Raw genomic sequence first — 16,805 nt, forward strand, 5'->3', positions numbered from 1 at the left:
GCATAACCAATTGATACAACAGGGAAATGTAAGATGAAAAACGCTAAACCCACCTGCCTTTGCCTGCTGCTTGCCACCGCGCTTGTCAGCGGCCCCGCCCTTGCCCAGGAAGGCGAGCCGATCACCATTGGCGTGCCCGTTGGCCTGTCCGGGGCAAACAGCGTTATTGCCCCCGCCGTGGTTCAGGCCACCGAGCTTGCCGTTGAGCAGATCAATGCCAGCGGCGGGATCCTGGGCCGCCCCGTCAAGGTTGTCGTCGCAGATGACGCCTCGGGCGCGGCAGGGGCGCAAACCGCCTATAATACGCTGGTCTTCCAGAACGACGTTGACGTGCTGATCGCGATGGAAACCTCGGCCGCGCGCAACGCGGGCCTTCCCATCGTGGAAGAGGGAGAAAAGCCCTTTATTTATTCATCATTCTATGAAGGCCGCTCTTGCTCACCCAATATGTTCGTCAACGGCTGGGTGCCTGAACAGCAGGTGCCTCCGGTTGTGGAAAAGCTGATGGCGGATGGTGCCAGGAATTTTTTCCTGATCGGTTCGGATTATGCCTTCGGGCGGGGCATGCTTGAGTTCTCGCGCAAGTATATCGAGGATAAGGGCGGCAAGATCGTGGGCGAGGAATACCTGCCGATGGAGGGGTCGGACTGGACCGCGATCCTTTCGAACCTGCGTAGCGCGGGCGCGGATGCGGTCATCACCTCGACGGCGGGCGGAACACCGAACGTGACGCTGACAAAACAGCTGCGCGCCTCGGGTATCTCGATCCCCTACGCCAATCTGGCGGTTGACGAAGGCACCGCGAAAGCGATGGGGGCGGATGGTGTGGGCATTCTTATTTCGGCATCATACCTGACCGCAATCGACACGCCCGAGAACAAGGATTTCATCGCGGCTCTGGAAAAGAAATTCGGGGGTGAGATGCGGACCCCGAACGATCTGTCCACCCCGCAATATGAGGCGGTCTATCTTTACAAGGCCGCTGTCGAAAAGGCCGGATCCACGGAAACCGAAGCCGTCCTGGCAGCCTTCCCCGAAGTCTCGTTCAAAGGGCCGCGCGGCGAGATTTCAATGTCGAAACAGCATCATGCCCCCCTCACCATGTATCTGGGGGAAGTACAGGCTGACGGTTCGGTCAAGGTCGTGGCCGAATTCCCGAACGTGGACCCGGGCGACCAGTGCCCTGATCTCTGAGCCGTCCCGTACCGCGACCGTCATACGCGGTCGCGGGCACGCCTGTCCTTCAACGAGGGAACCGCATGGCCCTATTACTTGACATAACAACGACCGCAGCGCTGCTGTTCATCGTCTCTGCCGGTCTGTTCGTCATATTCGGCGTACTCAAGATCATCAATTTCGCCCATGCCGCATGGCTGACCATCGGCGCCTACACAACCGTGGTCGCGACCAGGATGGGGTTCAGCCCCTGGCTGTCGCTGCCGCTGGCCGTTTTCGTTGGCGGGCTGCTGGGCGCGGCCACAGAGATCGCCATTGTGCGCCCGCTTTATCGCCGTTCCCTGGACGCCATTCTTGCGACATGGGGGTTGGGCGTGGTGATCGTCCAGATCATCACCCTGACGTTTGGCCGGGACATGCAGATGCCGCCCGCGCTTATCACCGGAACTGTTGACGTGCTGGGTATGCCATATTCCAGCTACCGGCTGTTTTTGCTGGTCGCTGCGGTCATCATGGGCCTGGCCTTCGTCCTTGTTCTTGAGCGCACGCGCCTTGGCCTGAATGCGCAAGCAGTCATCATGAATGAGACGCTGGCACGCGCATTGGGCATCAATACTTCGCAAGTGCGACTGGTCACCTTTATGCTGGGTTCGGCCATCGCAGCCCTGGCCGGGGTCCTGCTGACGCCCCTTTCCAGTGTTGATCCCACCATGGGCATTTCCTGGCTGATCGGAGCGTTCATGCTGGTCATGGTATCTGGCACCTCGGTCGCAGCACTTGCACTGGCCTGTCTGTGCTTTGGCGCAGCGCAGGTGCTGGTGTCGACATGGATCAGCCCCATCCTTGGCAGCGTGACCGTAGCTGTGCTTTGCGCCGTCGTACTGCGACTTCATCCGAAAGGTTTTGCCCGTGGCTGATCGCGCACATTCCCTTGCCGTTTCCGACCGTATGTTTACCCGTCATGGGACGGGGCTGTTCCTGCTGGGCGCTCTGGCTTTGGCGCTGGTGCTGCTGGGACCGCTGTTTCTGGACCGCTTTACGCAGAATGTCCTGACCCGCTCGATGATCTACGCGATGATGGCGATCACGGTGGATCTGCTGTGGGGCTATACCGGCATCCTGACATTCGGACAGTCCGCCTTTTTCGGTGCCGGGGCTTACGCAACCGCCCTGATCCTGACCCATATCGGCGGAGGCATGCAGAACTTTGCGCTCGCCCTGGCCCTGTCGGTAATCCTGCCAATGGTGCTGGCCGCACTGGTTGGCTGGCTGTCCTTTTACCACAAGTCGACGCCGCTTTACGCATCCGTCATTTCGCTGGTGGTGCCGATCGTGCTGACGCAGGCCATCTTTGCCGGAGGCAGTTTTACCGGCTCTTCCAGTGGGCTGGTCGGGTATCCGGTGATGAAGCTTGGCGCGGCCAATTACTTCCGCCTTGCTGGGGTGGCACTGATCCTGTTTGCTGCTCTGTCCTGGATCATCGTTCGTTCGGATGCGGGGCGGGTTCTCGTCGCCATTCGGGACAATCCCCTGCGCGCGGCTTACCTGGGTATCCGCACCCAAAAGGTGCAGATCCTGCTGATGACCGTGCTGGGTGGAATCGCCGGGCTGTGCGGTTTTCTTTACGCCAATGCCGGGCGCATCGTCGCACCCGAGATTGCGGGCTTTGGTTTTGGTACACAAATGATCGTCTGGACCGCACTGGGCGGCAGGGCCTCGATCTTTGGGCCAGCCCTTGGCGCAATCGGCATCGATTATCTGGGCGCCCAACTGTCGGGCAGCATGCCCTATGTCTGGCAACTGATCATCGGCGTCCTTTTCGTGGCGATGATCCTGTTTGTCCCGCGCGGTCTTGTGGGGCTTCTTCCCCGGCGCAAGCACAGCGGGGCAGCACCGGCACTGGTCGCCCTGCCGGATCAAAGGCAGGAAAGCGGCCGCGATGCGCTGCTTACGGTTTCGGGGCTGCGCAAGGCTTATGGCAATTTTGTCGTGCTTGATGGCATTGATTTGAAGGTCAGACCCGGTGAGCTGATCTCGGTGGTCGGACCAAACGGTGCCGGCAAGACCACTCTGCTGCGCTGCCTTTCGGACGGGACAGAATCTATCGAGGGCAATATCACCGTGGTCGATAAGGACATTGCCGGCCGCCCGCCCGAAGATATCGTCGCACTGGGCATCGGTCGCAAATTTCAGGTCGCAAGTGTCTTTGAAAGCATGACCGTCGCTGAATGTCTGCGCCTTGCACGCACGACCCATGAACGGCCCAGCCTGTGGCATCGCGCCTCGACGATCGAACTGCCGTCAGCCGCGCTGGAGATCCTTGCGCTGACGGGCCTGAACAAGAAACTGGGCGAACCGGTCAGCGGACTTTCTCACGGGATGCGGCAAAGCCTGGAGCTGGCGATGGTCGTCGCCATGCAGCCCCGGCTGATCCTGTTGGACGAGCCTACCGCAGGTCTGACCAAGGCCGAGCGGACGTTGATCGGCGAGGTGTTGAAGCGACTGACGCAAAACCTGGGCTACGCCGCGATCCTTATCGAGCATGATATTGATTTCGTAAAAGAAATCTCGCAGCGGCTCGTCGTGCTTCACCAGGGCCGACTGGTGATGGATGGCTCTGTCGAAGAGGTCGTGAACTCAGAGCTTGTACGCTCGATCTATTCGGGGATGGCCCATGACTGACAACAGGCTGACGATCGAGGCCCTGACATCTGGCTATGGCGAGACCGATATCCTGCAAGGGGTTGCGCTGACTTTGCGCCGGGGCGAGATTCTTGCCCTGATGGGGCGCAATGGCATGGGCAAAACCACGCTGCTAAAGACCGTGATGGGCCTGATCCAGACGCGCGCGGGCCGCATCATGCTTGATGGCAGCCCGGTCGACGGCAAGCCGCCCGCCTGGCTTTTGGCGCATGGGGTGGGATATGCGCCGCAAGAGCTGCCCTTGTTTCAGGACCTCTCGATCCGTGACAATCTGCGACTTGCTTTGCGTCATGATCGCGATCTGGCCAAGGCCTTGCAGAATGTTGGGCGCAGCTTTCCCTTTCTGCTTGAACGGTTGGAACAGTTGGCAGGCACCTTGTCTGGGGGTGAGCAAAAGATGCTCATCCTGGCGCGCGCCCTGATGAACGAACCCGATCTTTTACTGATCGACGAAATCTCTGAGGGGATACAGCCCAGCGTGGTTCAGCGCATTGCAACAGCCCTGAAGACCGAGCGCGAACGACGCGGGATCAGTATTCTGGTGGTCGAGCAGAATCTTGATTTCGCACTCAGCGTGGCGGATCGCTGGGCGGTCATGAAGTTGGGTCAAATCGTCGACGAAGGTGCCTGCAACGCCGAGTCGAGAGAAACGGTGCTAAAGCATCTGAGTATCTGAGGGCCTGATCCGCCTGATCGTTTGTGTATCGGCCACCGGACGTTTTGCGACCCGGTGGTCAGAAACCCTGAAAGATCGGCCGCAGGCGCTGACCGTGGTTTGGACCCAACCGAGAGGATTACCAAACTGTCGCCAACCTACGCGCCGATCCTCCTCAGGAAATCGCGCCGGTCGAATGTACCGGCTTGCCTGCCGGAGAACAGTTCTTCGTCCAGATCGCGCAGCGGCCTGGGGTTGACCGTCCGGCCCAACCGGACCTCGGCCATGACGAATGCTTCGGCTGCGGCGCGCAAAGCCATCAGATCGCCAGTCCGCGCGGCCTTTCGCAGGGCGCGCCCCTTGGGGTTGGGCAGCAGGCGGCGTATCTGAGCCACCAGACGTCCGGGTGCGGGCGCGCGCCCGACCAGTGCTGCGACCATCCCAACAACCAGCCCCGCCAAGGCAAAGGCACCCATCTGAACGGCCATTGTCCGTGATGAGAACGCCTGCCCGCCAATATTGTTGCCAAAGCCCGCGATCCCGATCTCGACCGGCAGGGTAACAGCACCGCGCATTTCGCGGATCTGGGTGTTGAACCAGGGAAAGCGCAGCGGGGTCAGCGAACCGGTTTCGCCGGTATGCGGGCGCAGCGTCCACTCCCACACGGCGACCGCGACCGGACCTTGCGCCGTCAGCCGCGTCTCTCGCAGCTCGGGGGCGGCAAAGCTGATCAGCCATGGTTCGCGGATTGTCGGGCGTGCAGGCAACAGATGGGCCATGCTGCCCTCAGCAATCAGCGTGATCCGCCGGGTAAAGGATTCGGACGGGCCAAGCTGCGAGGGATTGGCCGAAAACTCATCCCTGACCGTCACATTGCGGGCCGCCAACGCCCGGCCCGAGCCGGGATAGGGTGTCACAGCGCGCGTCACAGGCTGCGCCTCAACATTGACTGCGATCCGGGACGTACCTTCGGCCTTGGTCAGATGATGCGTAACCGGTCCAATGGTCAAAGTGCCGGCATGACGTGGAAAGACGGCGACCCTCCGCTCAAAGACGCGATAAAGGGTGCCGTCCACCCGTTCATCCACCCACCGGTCACGGGCGGTTTGCACCCAGTCATAGGCGGGGGAGTCCGGGAAAACCATCTTTTCCAGCGTGACAGAGCCGGTGTATTCGCCGCGGATGGTCACGGGGATCATCTCGCCGACCACAGGACGCATCTCGGGTATGAGCAGGCGCAGACTGTCCGACATTGCTGGCAGCGTCGTCAAAAGCAACAACAGCAGCGCGCGGATCACCATGGCTCAGCCTCCCGCGGCCGGATAAGGCCTTGGCCAAGGCGGCGATCATATTCCGATTTCAGACGCAGCTTAAGGAACTCTCCCGGATCATCCCTGATGGTGGCCAGCCAGTCGTCACTTGCAACGATCCCGCCCGCATCAACCTTGCGCCGTGTTTCGGGGTCCTGAATATCCCCCGAGGACTGCTGCATCTCTTCCCCAGGTCCAAGGCCCCCATAGCCACGGATGCGCCCCGGGACCACGCTTTCACCGCGGGCTGGCGGATACATCGCGCTGACCAGGTCGCGGTTGTGGCGCGCCTCGGCGTCAGCGGGGTTAGAGAACAGAACCGCATCGAAATAGGCCACAGACAGCGGATAGTTCCCAATGGCAGCAAGGCTAAGCCCGCGATTATAGGTCTGGCTGCGCCCCGAAGCGGCAAACGCCTTATCCGCACGGTCATATTGTCCCGCGCGATACAGCGCGACGCCCTTTTCGACGGGATCTGACAGCAATGGCACGGCAAGCCCCGGCATTCCGCCCAGCAGGGCCAGCCGACCCAGCGCCTGGGGTCCGGCCAGGGCAAGGCAGATGATGCCGGCGGTCAACAGGACAGGTATTCTCATGCCAGCCTCCGGAAACGAAGCAGCAAAGACAGCAGCGCCAACAGCGCAAGCCACGGTCCCAGATCGTAATACTGCTGCGAGCGAAGCGCCGGGTCACGATCCAACCCCGAAGAGGCCAGCGAGCGAGCCACCCGATAGGGGTCGTCAAAGCGGGCGACAGGGCCGTTGGCGATCGTCCGCAGCGCCTCGGGATCCGAGGGCGGATTGCCCGCGACTGTCAGCGCCGAAATCCGCACCCCGCCGGATTGCAGCCGCGCGGCCTCGGCCTGCGCTGCCTGATCAATGCCGCCGCCATCCGAAATCAGCACCAGATCCGCCCGCCGCAACCCGCGCAGCAATTGCCCTGCCATGGCCAGAGCGGCAGCGGGCCGCGAACCTTCGTCGGGCATGGTTTCCGCGTCCAGCACCGCGATCTGGGTTTCAAGCGTCGCGGGGTCTTGGGTCGGGGCGGCGATCAGGTAGGCCTCGCCCGCATAAAGGATCAGCCCGACCGGACGGCCCGCAAGCTGCGCCAGCAACCCTGCTGTGGCCGCCTGCGCGTCCTTAAGCCCCGGCCCATCCGCGACCGAAGAAGACATGTCCAGTGCAATCACGACCGCATCGCTTTGGGCAAAGACCGGCGCCTTGGCCCGCTGCACTGCAGGCCCGGCAAGCCCCAGCACCAGCGCGGCAGCACCGGCCAAAGGCAGGTATCGCGCGCGGTCCGCACCCGCGCCAAGCTGACCCAGTGCCGCCATGCCCCGTCGCATATGGGGTGGCAATACAGCTTGCCAGCCGCCCGCATCTGGTCCGCGCCGCCAGATCGCCAGCGCAAGCAGGACCAGCGCAGCAAGGGCCAGAAGCCACAGGGGGCGCAGCAGGATCATTCGCGCCTCCAGCAGATCAGCATCATCAGGATCAGCGCCACCGCGCCCGGCCAGAACCACAGCGAATGCCAGTAACGCATTGGCGGACGCTCGGCCGGGTTCGGCTCAAGCTGATCCAGACTGGCGGCCATCGCCTCAAGATCGTTCATGTCACGCACACGAAAGGCGGTGCCGCCGCCAAGACTGGCCACTTCGCGCAAGGCTTTCGTATCTACCGCGTCGCGGGAGTTAGGCTGGTTTTCCAGATCTTCGGGACCAAGCGCGATGGTATGAATGCGGATACCGTGGCTTGCCGCCAACCGGGCCGCATCGGCCGCGCGCACCTTGCCCGTGGTATCGACACCGTCCGACAGCAGAACGATCACCCGTGTCGGCGCCTCGCTGGCGGCAAGCCGCTTGATCGCCAGGCCCAGCCCGTCCGATATTGCCGTTCCGCGCCCCGAGATCCCGATCTGGGCCTCATCGACGGCACGTGCGACAGCGTCGACGTCAAAGGTCAGCGGCTGGGCGAAATAGGCACGGTCGCCAAAGATCGCCAGCCCGATCCGGTCCCCCCGCCGCGCTGCGACAAAACGCGAGGCAGTGCGTTTAACCGCATCCAGCCGGGAAATCGGCTGACCGTCGAGGTGGAAATCCTCTTTCCGCATACTGCCCGACAGATCAATGGCCAGCACGATATCGCGTCCCGTAGCAGGCAGCATATCGCTGGTTCGGCTGACCTGAGGCCCTGCAATCGCAATCACCAGCAACACCCAGGCCAGCCCGGCTGGCAACCAGCTGCGTCCCGCCCGTCTTTCAGCGGTGACGCCTGCGAAAATATGCTCGGGCACCCGCAACCCGGTCTGCACGGACGCTGGCGGCAGCAAACGGATCAACAGCGGTACGGGCAAAAGCAGAAAGGCCAGCGGCCAGGCAAAGCTCATTCGCGGCTCCTTGCCAGTCGCTCGATCTCATCCGCTGGGGGCATGGGTGCCGCACCATAAGCCGCGGGGCGCAGTGCCCGTGGCAGGCGGCCAAGAATGCGGGCGATGACAAGCAGCCGCTCTTCGGGCTCTAGCCCGCGCGTCGCGCGAATGCGGGTGCGGACTGAGCGGCGATGCGTCAGGATCGGTGAAAGCAACCAGATCAGCAAAGCCCCGGCCAGAAGCCCCAGACCGAACAGCGCCACCGCCTCGCGCCAGCCCGGCACCAATGTCGAGGGCGGCAGGCGGCTTGGCGACAGTGCAGCGATCAGTTCAGCCCGTGTCATCGGGTGAAACCGCCCGGGCTTCGGCGCCAAGGCTGTGCAGATGGGCAAGCAAGGCCCCGCAGTCCAGCGGGGACAGCCGTCCATGGCGTGCGGCATGTCCGTGGCGCACCGACAGCGCCGTTCGGGGCGGAGTGGTCTCGGCAGGATCAAGGATCACGTGCACGCGTATCACCCGCCCCCGCGCCAGTTGCGACAAGGCTGCGTCAGCCCCGGCCAACCCGTCGGGGCCGGTCGCCAGATGCACCTGCCCGCCCGGCGGGACCATGCGCCGTGCCTGAACCAGCGCCGTCGCAAGGCTGGACTGACCCGATCCAAGGGCCAGCGCCGCATCATGGGCCTGCGCCATGGTCTGAGACAGCGCAAGCATTTGGGGCGTACCCGTCCCTGCGGACAGCAACGCCAGTGCCCCCTCCTTGACCGCCATCAGCGCGACCGACGCCCCTTGTGCCACCGCCTGCCAGCCGATCCGGGCCAGCCACCGCGCCGCCCGGACCGAGCGTAGCGCCGACCCCGTGCCCCATAGCATCTGATGACGAAAATCGACGATCAGCAGCCTCGTGTCATCGCGATCCTCATGAAAGCTGCGGACATGAAGCTGACCCGTCCGGGCGGTTGCGCCGGGATCTATGCGGCGCTGGTCGTCCCCCTCGGCAAAGGCCCTGATCTCGCGCAGGTCCATGCCCTGACCTGCGACCCGCGCCGGAATTGCTCCGGGGCGCGCACCCGCAGGACGGTGTCGGGCGGGCCTGAACGCAGGACGCAGCGCAATCAGTTCTGCAGCGGTAAGACGCAGTCCCGGATGGTCCAATGCAGCTGCTACCATGGCCGCACCTTGCGCAGGATCTCGGCAATCAAGCTGCGGCCATTCCACCCTTCGCTGGCGGCCTGCCAGTTCGGGATCAGGCGATGGGCCAGGGCATCCTCGGCCAGATCCTCGACGTCTTCAGGCAGCACATGATCGCGCCCATGCAGCCAGGCACGGGCACGCCCGGCGGCAGCCAGGGCAAGCGTGCCACGGGGCGAGACGGGATGTTCGATCCGGTCTGCAACCTCACCCCCGGCGCGGGTTGCCATCACCAGCCGGACGATAAAGTCCTTGAGTGCCGGGGCCAGATGGATCCCGGCAACTGCCTGCCGCGCGGCATGGATGTCAGCATCGGCAATCACCGGCTGAATGGCTGACACGGGCGTCAGTGTCTCGGCCTCGACCAGATCAAGGATTGCCCGCTCGGCCTCAGCCCCCGGCATGTCCAGAAACAGGTGCAGCAGAAAACGGTCCATCTGCGCCTCGGGCAGCGGAAATGTGCCTTCATGCTCGATGGGGTTTTGCGTTGCCACCACCATGAATGGATCAGGTAAGGGCCTTGTCGTGCCGCCAGTGGTCACCTGATGTTCAGCCATCGCCTCTAGCAAGGCTGACTGTACTTTTGGCGGCGCGCGATTGATCTCATCGACCAGCACCAGCGAATGAAACAGCGGGCCGGGCACGAAATCAAAGCCGCCCGTATCGGCGCGGAAAACCTGCGTGCCGGTCAAGTCCGAAGGCAGCAGGTCAGGCGTACACTGAATGCGTGCGTGTTTGCCGGGCAAATGCGAGGCAAGCTGCTTGACCGCACGGGTTTTGGCAATGCCGGGCGGCCCCTCCAGCAGCACATGCCCCCCGGCAAGCAAGGCGATCACCAGCCGTTCGACCATCTGGTGATGGCCGATCAGCCCTGCTGAAACCTCGCTCACCAGCGTGGCAACGGGATTTCCGGCAGGCCTGTCCAGTTGGTTCATCATCTCTCCCCCGCCACGAGCTTCACATAAACGGCTATGCCGGACGAGCCTCCTCCCCGCGAAGTAGCACTAAGGGACTAACCCAAAGGCCATTTCGCAGGTGACCTGCAAGCGGCCGGAATGGCAGAGGGTTTGGCAGATCGGCGGCGGGTCGGTCCTGAACGCGGGGCTTTCAAGGCCCAGAATTCTTGCTGTCCGCCAGTATTCAGGCGCGAGAACTTCCGCGCAATTCTGCACAGATTTTGCGCCATAGGGCGTTGATCCCGGCGTGTCCTGTGCTTGATCGTGATTTCTGGGCCAGCCTTTCACCGCAGGACTGGCGCGCCATTCTGGATCGGACGGGGCTTGCGCTTGCCCGGTCTCAGGTGGCTTACCTGCAAGGCGTGGCTTCGGCGCCGAAGGGGGCGGGGGTCGCGGGGTGATCGTCTCGGACGCGTCGCCCGCAATTGAGGCCAGGCTGAAAGAGTTCCAGGACGGGATGTTGGCGGGACTGGCCAAACGTACGATGAAACAGCGCGGCATCGACGATCCGACCCCGGTCATCGACGAATATCCGGCACTGGCCCGCAAATGATCCGAACTGCTGGAAGGGGTTGATCGCAACGATACCGAGGCCATCGCGCGCCTCGTGCATAAAGATCTATGCCAAGGTTGATGACACCATCTTTGGCGTGAACTGATCCAGCCCTTTTGCCTTAGCCTATCCACTGCATACCAACTGGCAAATCACGACTTCTCAAACACTTCCGACCGCAATCGGAGCCGGCGCAGGCTCAGGCATAGGGCGGGCGATTGCGCATCGTCTGGCTGAGGACGGCTATCCGCATGATGTGGCGCGCCGGGCGCAAAGCTTTGACCATGTCAGACGCGGCCTGCTGCATTACTCGATGTCGCCGGTTTCTGGCACGGGCGGTGGGATCGCCGCGGCCGCGGCCTTCGGTGCGAATTTTGTGGATACGAACCCTAACGGCGGTTTCTGGCCCTCGGTTTTGCTGCTGCGCAATGCTGATGGATCAATGCGGCCGTTCCCGCATCTGTTTCTGGATCGCGCCAAGACCGGCGTGATCGCTGTCGGCCATGATGGTCGACGCTTTGTCAATGAGGCGTCAAGCTAGCATGATTTCGTACAGCGCCTGATAGCCAAGCTTTTAGCCGAGGGGCAGAAATCCGTCCGGTTGATTGCCGATCATCGGGCGATCCGGCGTTATGGGCTGGGCGCGGCGCATGCGTTTCCGGCGCATTTTGGCCCCCATACCGCCAGATGCCCGAGGGGCTGGCCCGGCAATGTGGTATCGCTGCCCCGGCGCTGATCGAAACTCTGACCCGATTCAATGAGGCTGCAGCCCGTGGCGAAGGTCCCGAACTCGGCAAGGGATCGACCAGCTATCAGCGCTATCTGGGCGATGCCGAACATCGGCCAAACCCCTGTCTGCGCCCGCTTGAGGGGCCGTTCTATGCCGTCGAGATCTACCCCGGCGACATCGGCACCTCGATGGAGCCCGACATCACGGCAAAGGGTGAGGTCAGGGACAGGCAAGGCAAAGTCATACCCGGCCTTTATGCTTGCGGGAACGGTATCAACTCGATCATGTCCGATGCTTATCCCGGCCCGGGCAGCACCTTGGGTCCGGCGCTGACCTTTGGATATGTCGTCGGGCAATCAGCGGCTGTGTAAAGGGCGGCAGGCCTAAACTGTCATCACTCGCAGGTCTCATGCCGGGGGTTGTGAGTGATGTTGCAGGCCTGTCACCGAGCCGTCGCAATCGGCTGGTTTCATAAGCGGTGGCCTTGCCCGGATTTGTCCGCGCTTGCGACAAGTTGACCAGCGGCGGGAGCCCGGCGGTTCGCCGGGGCATGAAAAGATCAGTCCGTATGCGACGGACGAACTTTCGACGAAAATATTTTGCGGGTGTGTCATGCGTATCGGGACCTTTTTCCCTTATCAGCCAGCTGTGGTGGCCGGGGCTTTTCGCGCCAGCTTGTTGCCGTTTATGGACACAAGCACGTTTTCCCGCGCGAGGAATGGCGATTGCTGTTTCTGCTGAAAGATGCCGGTTCGCTGGATTCGCGGCGACTGTCTCAGCGTACTTTGCCTGACAAGGTGCAGGTCAGCCGTGCGGCATCGCGGCCAGAGGAAAAGGGTCTGATCACGCACTCGGTTCTCGGCCCGGAGCGCCGCTTGCGCAATTATGCCATCACTGATGCGGGGCGCGATCTGTTCAGCCGCGCCTTTGGTGCTGTCGAGACGCGGGCAAACCAGATACTCAACGCGATGTCTGCTGCGGATCGGGGCGCGCTGGCGCAGGGCATCGCTGAGGTGGATCGGGCCGGATCCGGGGCGGCCAGCCCATCTTCGCGCCTGGGCCAGATGCAGCAGACGGGCTAGTCAGCGCCACCTTTCGCGATGATTTTGGTCAAAGCCCGGTCTATTCCCTCGGCATCTGAACCCAGCTCTTTCAGCAGCTCGGCTTGAAAATCCTCGGCGACGCGGGTCAGGCGGGTCATCAGGGCCCGACCTTCGGCGGTCAGTTCCAGCACCACCAGCCTGCGGTCGGTGTCGTTTTCCGATTTGCGCACCCAGCCCGCCTCTTGCAGGCGGGAGGCGGCACGGCTGACCATCGACTTGTCGAGGTTCACCCGGACGTTGATGTCACGCACACTGACCGCGCCCGAGTGGTACAGATGCGCCAGCACCCGCCATTCGGGGACAGTCAGTCCCGCCTCGGCTGCATAGCGGGCGGCAAAGCGGCGGCTGATCTGAGCAGCGGCAACGCTAAGGCGATAGGGCAGGAATTGATCAAGATTGAATGCCATATGTGCTGCTTCTCCTTGATGGGCAGGACAGCAGAAAGCCGTTGCGTTCGCAACAAGGAACAATAACGGCGCAGATATCAGTTGACATCATTGCTGATGCAACGGCATATTTGTTGCAATAGCAATGATCTGACAGGGAGGAGAATATGACCCGGCATCCACTGCCTCAGGGTATGACCCGCGCTACGGTCATCACTGGCACCCATGACGGTTACATGCCGGGCTTTGGCAATGATTTCGAAACCGAGGCGTTGCCGGGCGCATTGCCGCAGGGTCAGAACAGCCCGCAGAAATGCGCCTATGGACTTTATGCCGAACAGCTTTCCGGCACGGCCTTTACCCGCCCGCATCCCGAGCGGACCTGGTGCTATCGTATCCGCCCCTCGGTTCGCCATACCGGGCGTTTCGACCCGATCGAGCTGCCCTATTGGCAGACCGCGCCGAACGTGCTGCCCGATATTGCCAGCCTCGGCCAGTATCGCTGGGACCCGATTCCGCTGCCGGGTTCGGATCAGGATCTGACCTGGCTGACCGGCATGCGGACCATGACGACGGCGGGGGATGTCAACCTGCAGGTCGGCATGGCAAGCCATGTCTATCTGGTCACGCGCTCGATGCAGGACGAATATTTCTTTTCCGCCGACGGTGAGTTGCTGGTCGTGCCGCAAGAAGGACGGCTGCGCTTTTGCACCGAACTGGGCGTGATCGACGTCGAGCCGAAAGAGATCGCCATCATCCCGCGCGGTCTGATCTTCCGGGTCGAGGTGCTGGAGGGGCCATGCCGCGGGTTTGTCTGCGAAAACTACGGCCAGACCTTTACCCTGCCGAACCGCGGGCCAATCGGTGCGAACTGCCTTGCCAATCCGCGCGACTTTAAATGCCCTGTCGCGGCTTTCGAGGATAGGGAAACCCGTTCGCGACTGGTGGTCAAATGGTGTGGCCGCTTCCATGAAACCTGGATTGACCACAGCCCGCTGGACGTTGTCGCCTGGCACGGCAATTACTGCCCTTACAAATACGACCTGCGCAGCTATTCCCCGGTCGGTGCTATCCTGTTCGACCATCCTGACCCGTCGATTTTCACCGTGCTGACCGCGCCTTCGGGGCAAGAGGGGGTGGCCAACATCGACTTCGTGTTGTTCCGCGAACGTTGGATGGTGGCCGAACACAGCTTCCGCCCGCCGTGGTACCACCGCAACATCATGTCCGAGCTGATGGGCAATATCTACGGCATCTATGACGCCAAGCCTCAGGGCTTTGCCCCGGGCGGGATCAGCCTGCATAACTGCATGTTGCCCCATGGCCCCGACCGCGATGCGTTCGAGGGGGCCAGCAATGCCGAACTGAAACCCGAAAAGCTGGACAACACCATGTCCTTTATGTTCGAGACCCGCTTTCCGCAGCATCTGACCGCATTCGCCGCGAACGAAGCGCCGCTGCAACAGGAATATATCGAGGTCTGGCAACAGCTTGAAAAGAAATTCGACGGCACGCCCGGCATCAAGTGACGCCGTCGCGGCAATCGGAAAATCATAGAAGGAGGCCGGATTTGGCTTTGCTGCGGTCCTGGGTGGAAAGCGCCAATGGGGCGGATTGCCCCTTTCCCCTGAACAACCTGCCTTATGGCGTATTTTCAACCACCGGCACTGCGCCGCGCTGCGGGGCGGCTATTGGCGATATGATCGTCGATCTGGCTGCCTGCGAGGCGATGGGGCTGCTGCATGCGGGGGGAACATTCTCGCAGCCGCAGCTTAACGGGTTCATGGCGCTGGGGCGGGCCGAATGGGACAGGGTGCGGGCGCGTCTGACCGAACTTCTGGCCGAAAACTCGGGCACTCAGCTGCCCTTGGTCCCCATGGAAAAGGCACAGATGCATCTGCCGATCCGTGTGACCGGGTTCACCGATTTCTACGCCTCGAAAAACCATGCCTTCAATGTCGGGGTGCTGTTTCGCGGTCCTGAAAATGCCTTGCCGCCGCAATGGACGCATATGCCCATCGGCTATAACGGCCGGGCCTCTTCGGTCGTGGTCTCGGGAACGCCGATCCGGCGGCCGATGGGACAGATTCGCGGAGAGGCGGGCCCGGATTGGGCGCCGTGCAGGCGGCTGGACCTTGAGCTTGAACTGGGCGCCATCGTTGGTGCGGACAGCACCATGGGCGAACGGGTCAGCGTCGAAAAAGCAGAAGCGATGATCTTTGGCTATGTCCTGCTAAACGACTGGTCGGCGCGGGATATTCAAGCTTGGGAATACCAGCCGCTTGGTCCGTTTCAGGCCAAGGCGCTTGGCACGACCATCGGGGCATGGGTGGTGACGCAGGCGGCGCTGGAGCCGTTCCGCAGTCCCGGGGCCGAGCGGGTGAACCCGCTGCTGCCCTATCTGCAAGAGGCCCGGCCGGGGTTTTATGACCTGCAGGTCGGCTGGACCATGAACGGGCAGGTGATGGGGCGGACGAATTACAACGTCATGTATTATTCCAGCGCCCAACAGCTTGCCCATCACAGCAGCTCGGGCTGTCCGCTGCGGGTGGGGGACCTTCTTGGCTCGGGTACGATCTCGGGGCCAACCCGGGACGCAACCGGGGCGCTTCTTGAGATGACCGAGGGTGGCAAGACTCCGGTCATGGTCAACGGTGCGCCGCGCACTTTCATTGAGGACGGGGATGAGATTGACCTCTTTGCCCATGCCCGGGGCGACGGCTATTGCATCGGCTTTGGCCCGTGCACAGGCAAGATCCTGCCTGCGAAACCATGAGCGTCGTACTCTATGATTACTGGCGCTCATCCGCATCCTGCAGGGTGCGGATTGCGCTGGCGCTGAAGGGCATCGCCTATCAGCGGGTGCCGGTCGATCTGCTTTCCGGTGCGCAGCGGGACGCTGAACATCTGGCGCGGAACCCGCAAGGGTTGGTGCCGGTGCTTGAAACAGATGGGCTGCGCCTGACGCAATCACTGGCGATCCTTGAATATCTTGAGGAAACCCGGCCTGAGCCGCCCTTGCTGCCCCAAGACGCCAAGGCGCGGGCACATGTTCGGGCATTGGCGCTTGCCGTGGCCTGCGAGATTCACCCCATTTCGAACCTTGGAGTTCTGGCGCGCGTCGGGGATCTGGCCGGACCCGGGGCACGTGCCGCATGGAACCGTGATAACATTGCCCGCGGCCTTGAAACGATTGAGCGCTTGCTGGACCATCCGGGTTTTACCGGGCGCTTCTGCTATGGCGATCAACCGGGGATGGCCGATTGTGTGCTGATCCCGCAGCTATATAACGCCAGCCGCTGGGGGGTAGAGTTTCAGCATCTCTCGCGCGTTGATGCGGTTTTGGCGGCATGTTCGGCATTGGAGGCGTTTCAGGTCGCCATGCCTGAAAAGGCCCGGCAACAGGAGGTCTGCACCTCCGCTATCTGACGCTTCACAGGCACTGCTGCGGTGCGGCTACGGGCCGTATGCCCCGTTTGTCGCCCCGGAAGATTGGCCTGATGAGGGGGGTAGGATACCCATGCCGGATGATGACGGCGCCGGGATCTCATCCGGCAATGCCAGGCTTCTGTGCGGCGCGGCTGGCACCTTCTCTTGAAGAGCAGGTAAGAGATCCGCAACCTCAACCACCGTCGGGCGGGGCATCGGCGTTTCCGGCGGCCCAGGCCGATGCTCGCA

General features: G+C 62.4%; 19 protein-coding genes. 11 read left to right on the forward strand and 8 right to left on the reverse strand.

Annotated features, from left to right (window positions below; translation table 11 throughout):
* The first annotated feature begins 33 nt into the window (after positions 1-33).
* The 4 genes from M511_RS09800 (at position 34) to M511_RS09815 (ending at position 4,555) form a co-directional block, all read left to right on the forward strand.
* A complete protein-coding gene (locus M511_RS09800; RefSeq protein WP_085502076.1) occupies positions 34-1,194 on the forward strand; it encodes a substrate-binding protein in 1,161 nt (386 codons plus the stop codon).
* 65 nt (positions 1,195-1,259) lie between these two features.
* Positions 1,260-2,093, forward strand: coding sequence for a branched-chain amino acid ABC transporter permease (locus M511_RS09805; protein WP_010394738.1), 834 nt, complete (start codon positions 1,260-1,262; stop codon positions 2,091-2,093).
* Entirely contained in the window at positions 2,086-3,858 is a 1,773-nt protein-coding gene (locus M511_RS09810) for a branched-chain amino acid ABC transporter ATP-binding protein/permease (RefSeq protein WP_217809594.1), read from the forward strand. The genes M511_RS09805 and M511_RS09810 overlap by 8 nt, the downstream gene beginning before the upstream one ends.
* The gene (locus M511_RS09815; protein ID WP_085502077.1) at positions 3,851-4,555 is read left to right on the forward strand and encodes a branched-chain amino acid ABC transporter ATP-binding protein; all 705 of its coding nucleotides are present in this window, start codon (positions 3,851-3,853) and stop codon (positions 4,553-4,555) included. Before M511_RS09810 ends, M511_RS09815 begins: the two co-directional genes overlap by 8 nt.
* A 137-nt stretch (positions 4,556-4,692) precedes the next feature.
* Here M511_RS09815 and M511_RS09820 read toward each other — a convergent pair whose 3' ends face one another.
* The 7 genes from M511_RS09820 to M511_RS09850 are packed head-to-tail and all read right to left on the reverse strand — an operon-like array spanning position 4,693 to position 10,334.
* Positions 4,693-5,835 carry a BatD family protein gene (locus M511_RS09820; protein WP_085502078.1) on the reverse strand — a complete coding sequence of 381 codons (1,143 nt, stop codon included), beginning with the start codon at positions 5,833-5,835 and terminating at the stop codon, positions 4,693-4,695.
* Positions 5,829-6,440, reverse strand: a complete 612-nt coding sequence (locus M511_RS09825; protein WP_029371728.1) for a tetratricopeptide repeat protein — start codon at positions 6,438-6,440, stop codon at positions 5,829-5,831. The genes M511_RS09820 and M511_RS09825 overlap by 7 nt, the downstream gene beginning before the upstream one ends.
* On the reverse strand, positions 6,437-7,306 hold the full coding sequence (locus M511_RS09830; RefSeq protein WP_085502079.1) for a vWA domain-containing protein: 870 nt from the start codon (positions 7,304-7,306) through the stop codon (positions 6,437-6,439). Before M511_RS09830 ends, M511_RS09825 begins: the two co-directional genes overlap by 4 nt.
* Positions 7,303-8,229, reverse strand: coding sequence for a VWA domain-containing protein (locus M511_RS09835; protein WP_085502080.1), 927 nt, complete (start codon positions 8,227-8,229; stop codon positions 7,303-7,305). The genes M511_RS09830 and M511_RS09835 overlap by 4 nt, the downstream gene beginning before the upstream one ends.
* On the reverse strand, positions 8,226-8,555 hold the full coding sequence (locus M511_RS09840) for a hypothetical protein (RefSeq protein ID WP_010394723.1): 330 nt from the start codon (positions 8,553-8,555) through the stop codon (positions 8,226-8,228). The genes M511_RS09835 and M511_RS09840 overlap by 4 nt, the downstream gene beginning before the upstream one ends.
* Entirely contained in the window at positions 8,542-9,378 is an 837-nt protein-coding gene (locus M511_RS09845; protein ID WP_240547591.1) for a DUF58 domain-containing protein, read from the reverse strand. Before M511_RS09845 ends, M511_RS09840 begins: the two co-directional genes overlap by 14 nt.
* Entirely contained in the window at positions 9,372-10,334 is a 963-nt protein-coding gene (locus M511_RS09850) for an AAA family ATPase (protein ID WP_029371725.1), read from the reverse strand. The genes M511_RS09845 and M511_RS09850 overlap by 7 nt, the downstream gene beginning before the upstream one ends.
* Positions 10,335-10,752: 418 nt before the next feature.
* On the opposite strand from M511_RS09850, the gene M511_RS09855 reads away from it, so the two are divergent.
* The 4 genes from M511_RS09855 to M511_RS09870 all read left to right on the forward strand — a co-directional run bounded on the left by M511_RS09855 (position 10,753) and on the right by M511_RS09870 (position 12,720).
* Positions 10,753-10,908 (forward strand): hypothetical protein, encoded by a 156-nt coding sequence (locus M511_RS09855; RefSeq protein WP_010394716.1) that lies wholly within the window; start codon positions 10,753-10,755, stop codon positions 10,906-10,908.
* Positions 10,909-11,164: 256 nt separating this feature from the next.
* Positions 11,165-11,449 (forward strand): FAD-binding protein, encoded by a 285-nt coding sequence (locus M511_RS09860; RefSeq protein WP_217809595.1) that lies wholly within the window; start codon positions 11,165-11,167, stop codon positions 11,447-11,449.
* A 146-nt stretch (positions 11,450-11,595) separates the two neighbouring features.
* The gene (locus M511_RS09865; protein WP_217809596.1) at positions 11,596-12,009 is read left to right on the forward strand and encodes an FAD-binding protein; all 414 of its coding nucleotides are present in this window, start codon (positions 11,596-11,598) and stop codon (positions 12,007-12,009) included.
* Between the two features lie 354 nt (positions 12,010-12,363).
* Positions 12,364-12,720 (forward strand): MarR family winged helix-turn-helix transcriptional regulator, encoded by a 357-nt coding sequence (locus M511_RS09870; RefSeq protein ID WP_240547592.1) that lies wholly within the window; start codon positions 12,364-12,366, stop codon positions 12,718-12,720.
* Here M511_RS09870 and M511_RS09875 read toward each other — a convergent pair.
* A complete protein-coding gene (locus M511_RS09875) occupies positions 12,717-13,148 on the reverse strand; it encodes a MarR family winged helix-turn-helix transcriptional regulator (RefSeq protein WP_010394709.1) in 432 nt (143 codons plus the stop codon). The genes M511_RS09870 and M511_RS09875 overlap by 4 nt on opposite strands.
* A 146-nt stretch (positions 13,149-13,294) precedes the next feature.
* Here M511_RS09875 and hmgA point away from each other — a divergent pair, with 146 nt between their 5' ends.
* The 3 genes from hmgA to maiA are packed head-to-tail and all read left to right on the forward strand — an operon-like array spanning position 13,295 to position 16,556.
* Positions 13,295-14,656: a homogentisate 1,2-dioxygenase gene (gene hmgA / locus M511_RS09880; protein ID WP_085502083.1), complete on the forward strand. Its 1,362-nt coding sequence runs from the start codon at positions 13,295-13,297 to the stop codon at positions 14,654-14,656.
* A 41-nt stretch (positions 14,657-14,697) separates the two neighbouring features.
* On the forward strand, positions 14,698-15,903 hold the full coding sequence (fahA, locus tag M511_RS09885) for a fumarylacetoacetase (RefSeq protein ID WP_085502084.1): 1,206 nt from the start codon (positions 14,698-14,700) through the stop codon (positions 15,901-15,903).
* Positions 15,900-16,556: a maleylacetoacetate isomerase gene (maiA, locus tag M511_RS09890; protein ID WP_085502085.1), complete on the forward strand. Its 657-nt coding sequence runs from the start codon at positions 15,900-15,902 to the stop codon at positions 16,554-16,556. Before fahA ends, maiA begins: the two co-directional genes overlap by 4 nt.
* Positions 16,557-16,805 lie beyond the last annotated feature (249 nt).

It is taken from the genome of Paracoccus sp. J56, from assembly GCF_019633685.1.
Classification (GTDB): Bacteria; Pseudomonadota; Alphaproteobacteria; order Rhodobacterales; family Rhodobacteraceae; genus Paracoccus; species Paracoccus kondratievae.

What these genes read in the sequence shown, in the direction of transcription:
- M511_RS09800 (WP_085502076.1), top strand. Translation starts at nt 34, where the DNA reads ATGAAAAACGCTAAACCCACCTGCCTTTGCCTGCTGCTTGCCACCGCG.
- M511_RS09805 (WP_010394738.1), top strand. Translation starts at nt 1,260, where the DNA reads ATGGCCCTATTACTTGACATAACAACGACCGCAGCGCTGCTGTTCATC.
- M511_RS09815 (WP_085502077.1), top strand. Translation starts at nt 3,851, where the DNA reads ATGACTGACAACAGGCTGACGATCGAGGCCCTGACATCTGGCTATGGC.
- M511_RS09820 (WP_085502078.1), bottom strand. Translation starts at nt 5,835, where the DNA reads ATGGTGATCCGCGCGCTGCTGTTGTTGCTTTTGACGACGCTGCCAGCA.
- M511_RS09825 (WP_029371728.1), bottom strand. Translation starts at nt 6,440, where the DNA reads ATGAGAATACCTGTCCTGTTGACCGCCGGCATCATCTGCCTTGCCCTG.
- M511_RS09830 (WP_085502079.1), bottom strand. Translation starts at nt 7,306, where the DNA reads ATGATCCTGCTGCGCCCCCTGTGGCTTCTGGCCCTTGCTGCGCTGGTC.
- M511_RS09835 (WP_085502080.1), bottom strand. Translation starts at nt 8,229, where the DNA reads ATGAGCTTTGCCTGGCCGCTGGCCTTTCTGCTTTTGCCCGTACCGCTG.
- M511_RS09840 (WP_010394723.1), bottom strand. Translation starts at nt 8,555, where the DNA reads ATGACACGGGCTGAACTGATCGCTGCACTGTCGCCAAGCCGCCTGCCG.
- M511_RS09845 (WP_240547591.1), bottom strand. Translation starts at nt 9,378, where the DNA reads ATGGTAGCAGCTGCATTGGACCATCCGGGACTGCGTCTTACCGCTGCA.
- M511_RS09850 (WP_029371725.1), bottom strand. Translation starts at nt 10,334, where the DNA reads ATGAACCAACTGGACAGGCCTGCCGGAAATCCCGTTGCCACGCTGGTG.
- M511_RS09865 (WP_217809596.1), top strand. Translation starts at nt 11,596, where the DNA reads ATGCCCGAGGGGCTGGCCCGGCAATGTGGTATCGCTGCCCCGGCGCTG.
- M511_RS09875 (WP_010394709.1), bottom strand. Translation starts at nt 13,148, where the DNA reads ATGGCATTCAATCTTGATCAATTCCTGCCCTATCGCCTTAGCGTTGCC.
- hmgA (WP_085502083.1), top strand. Translation starts at nt 13,295, where the DNA reads ATGACCCGGCATCCACTGCCTCAGGGTATGACCCGCGCTACGGTCATC.
- maiA (WP_085502085.1), top strand. Translation starts at nt 15,900, where the DNA reads ATGAGCGTCGTACTCTATGATTACTGGCGCTCATCCGCATCCTGCAGG.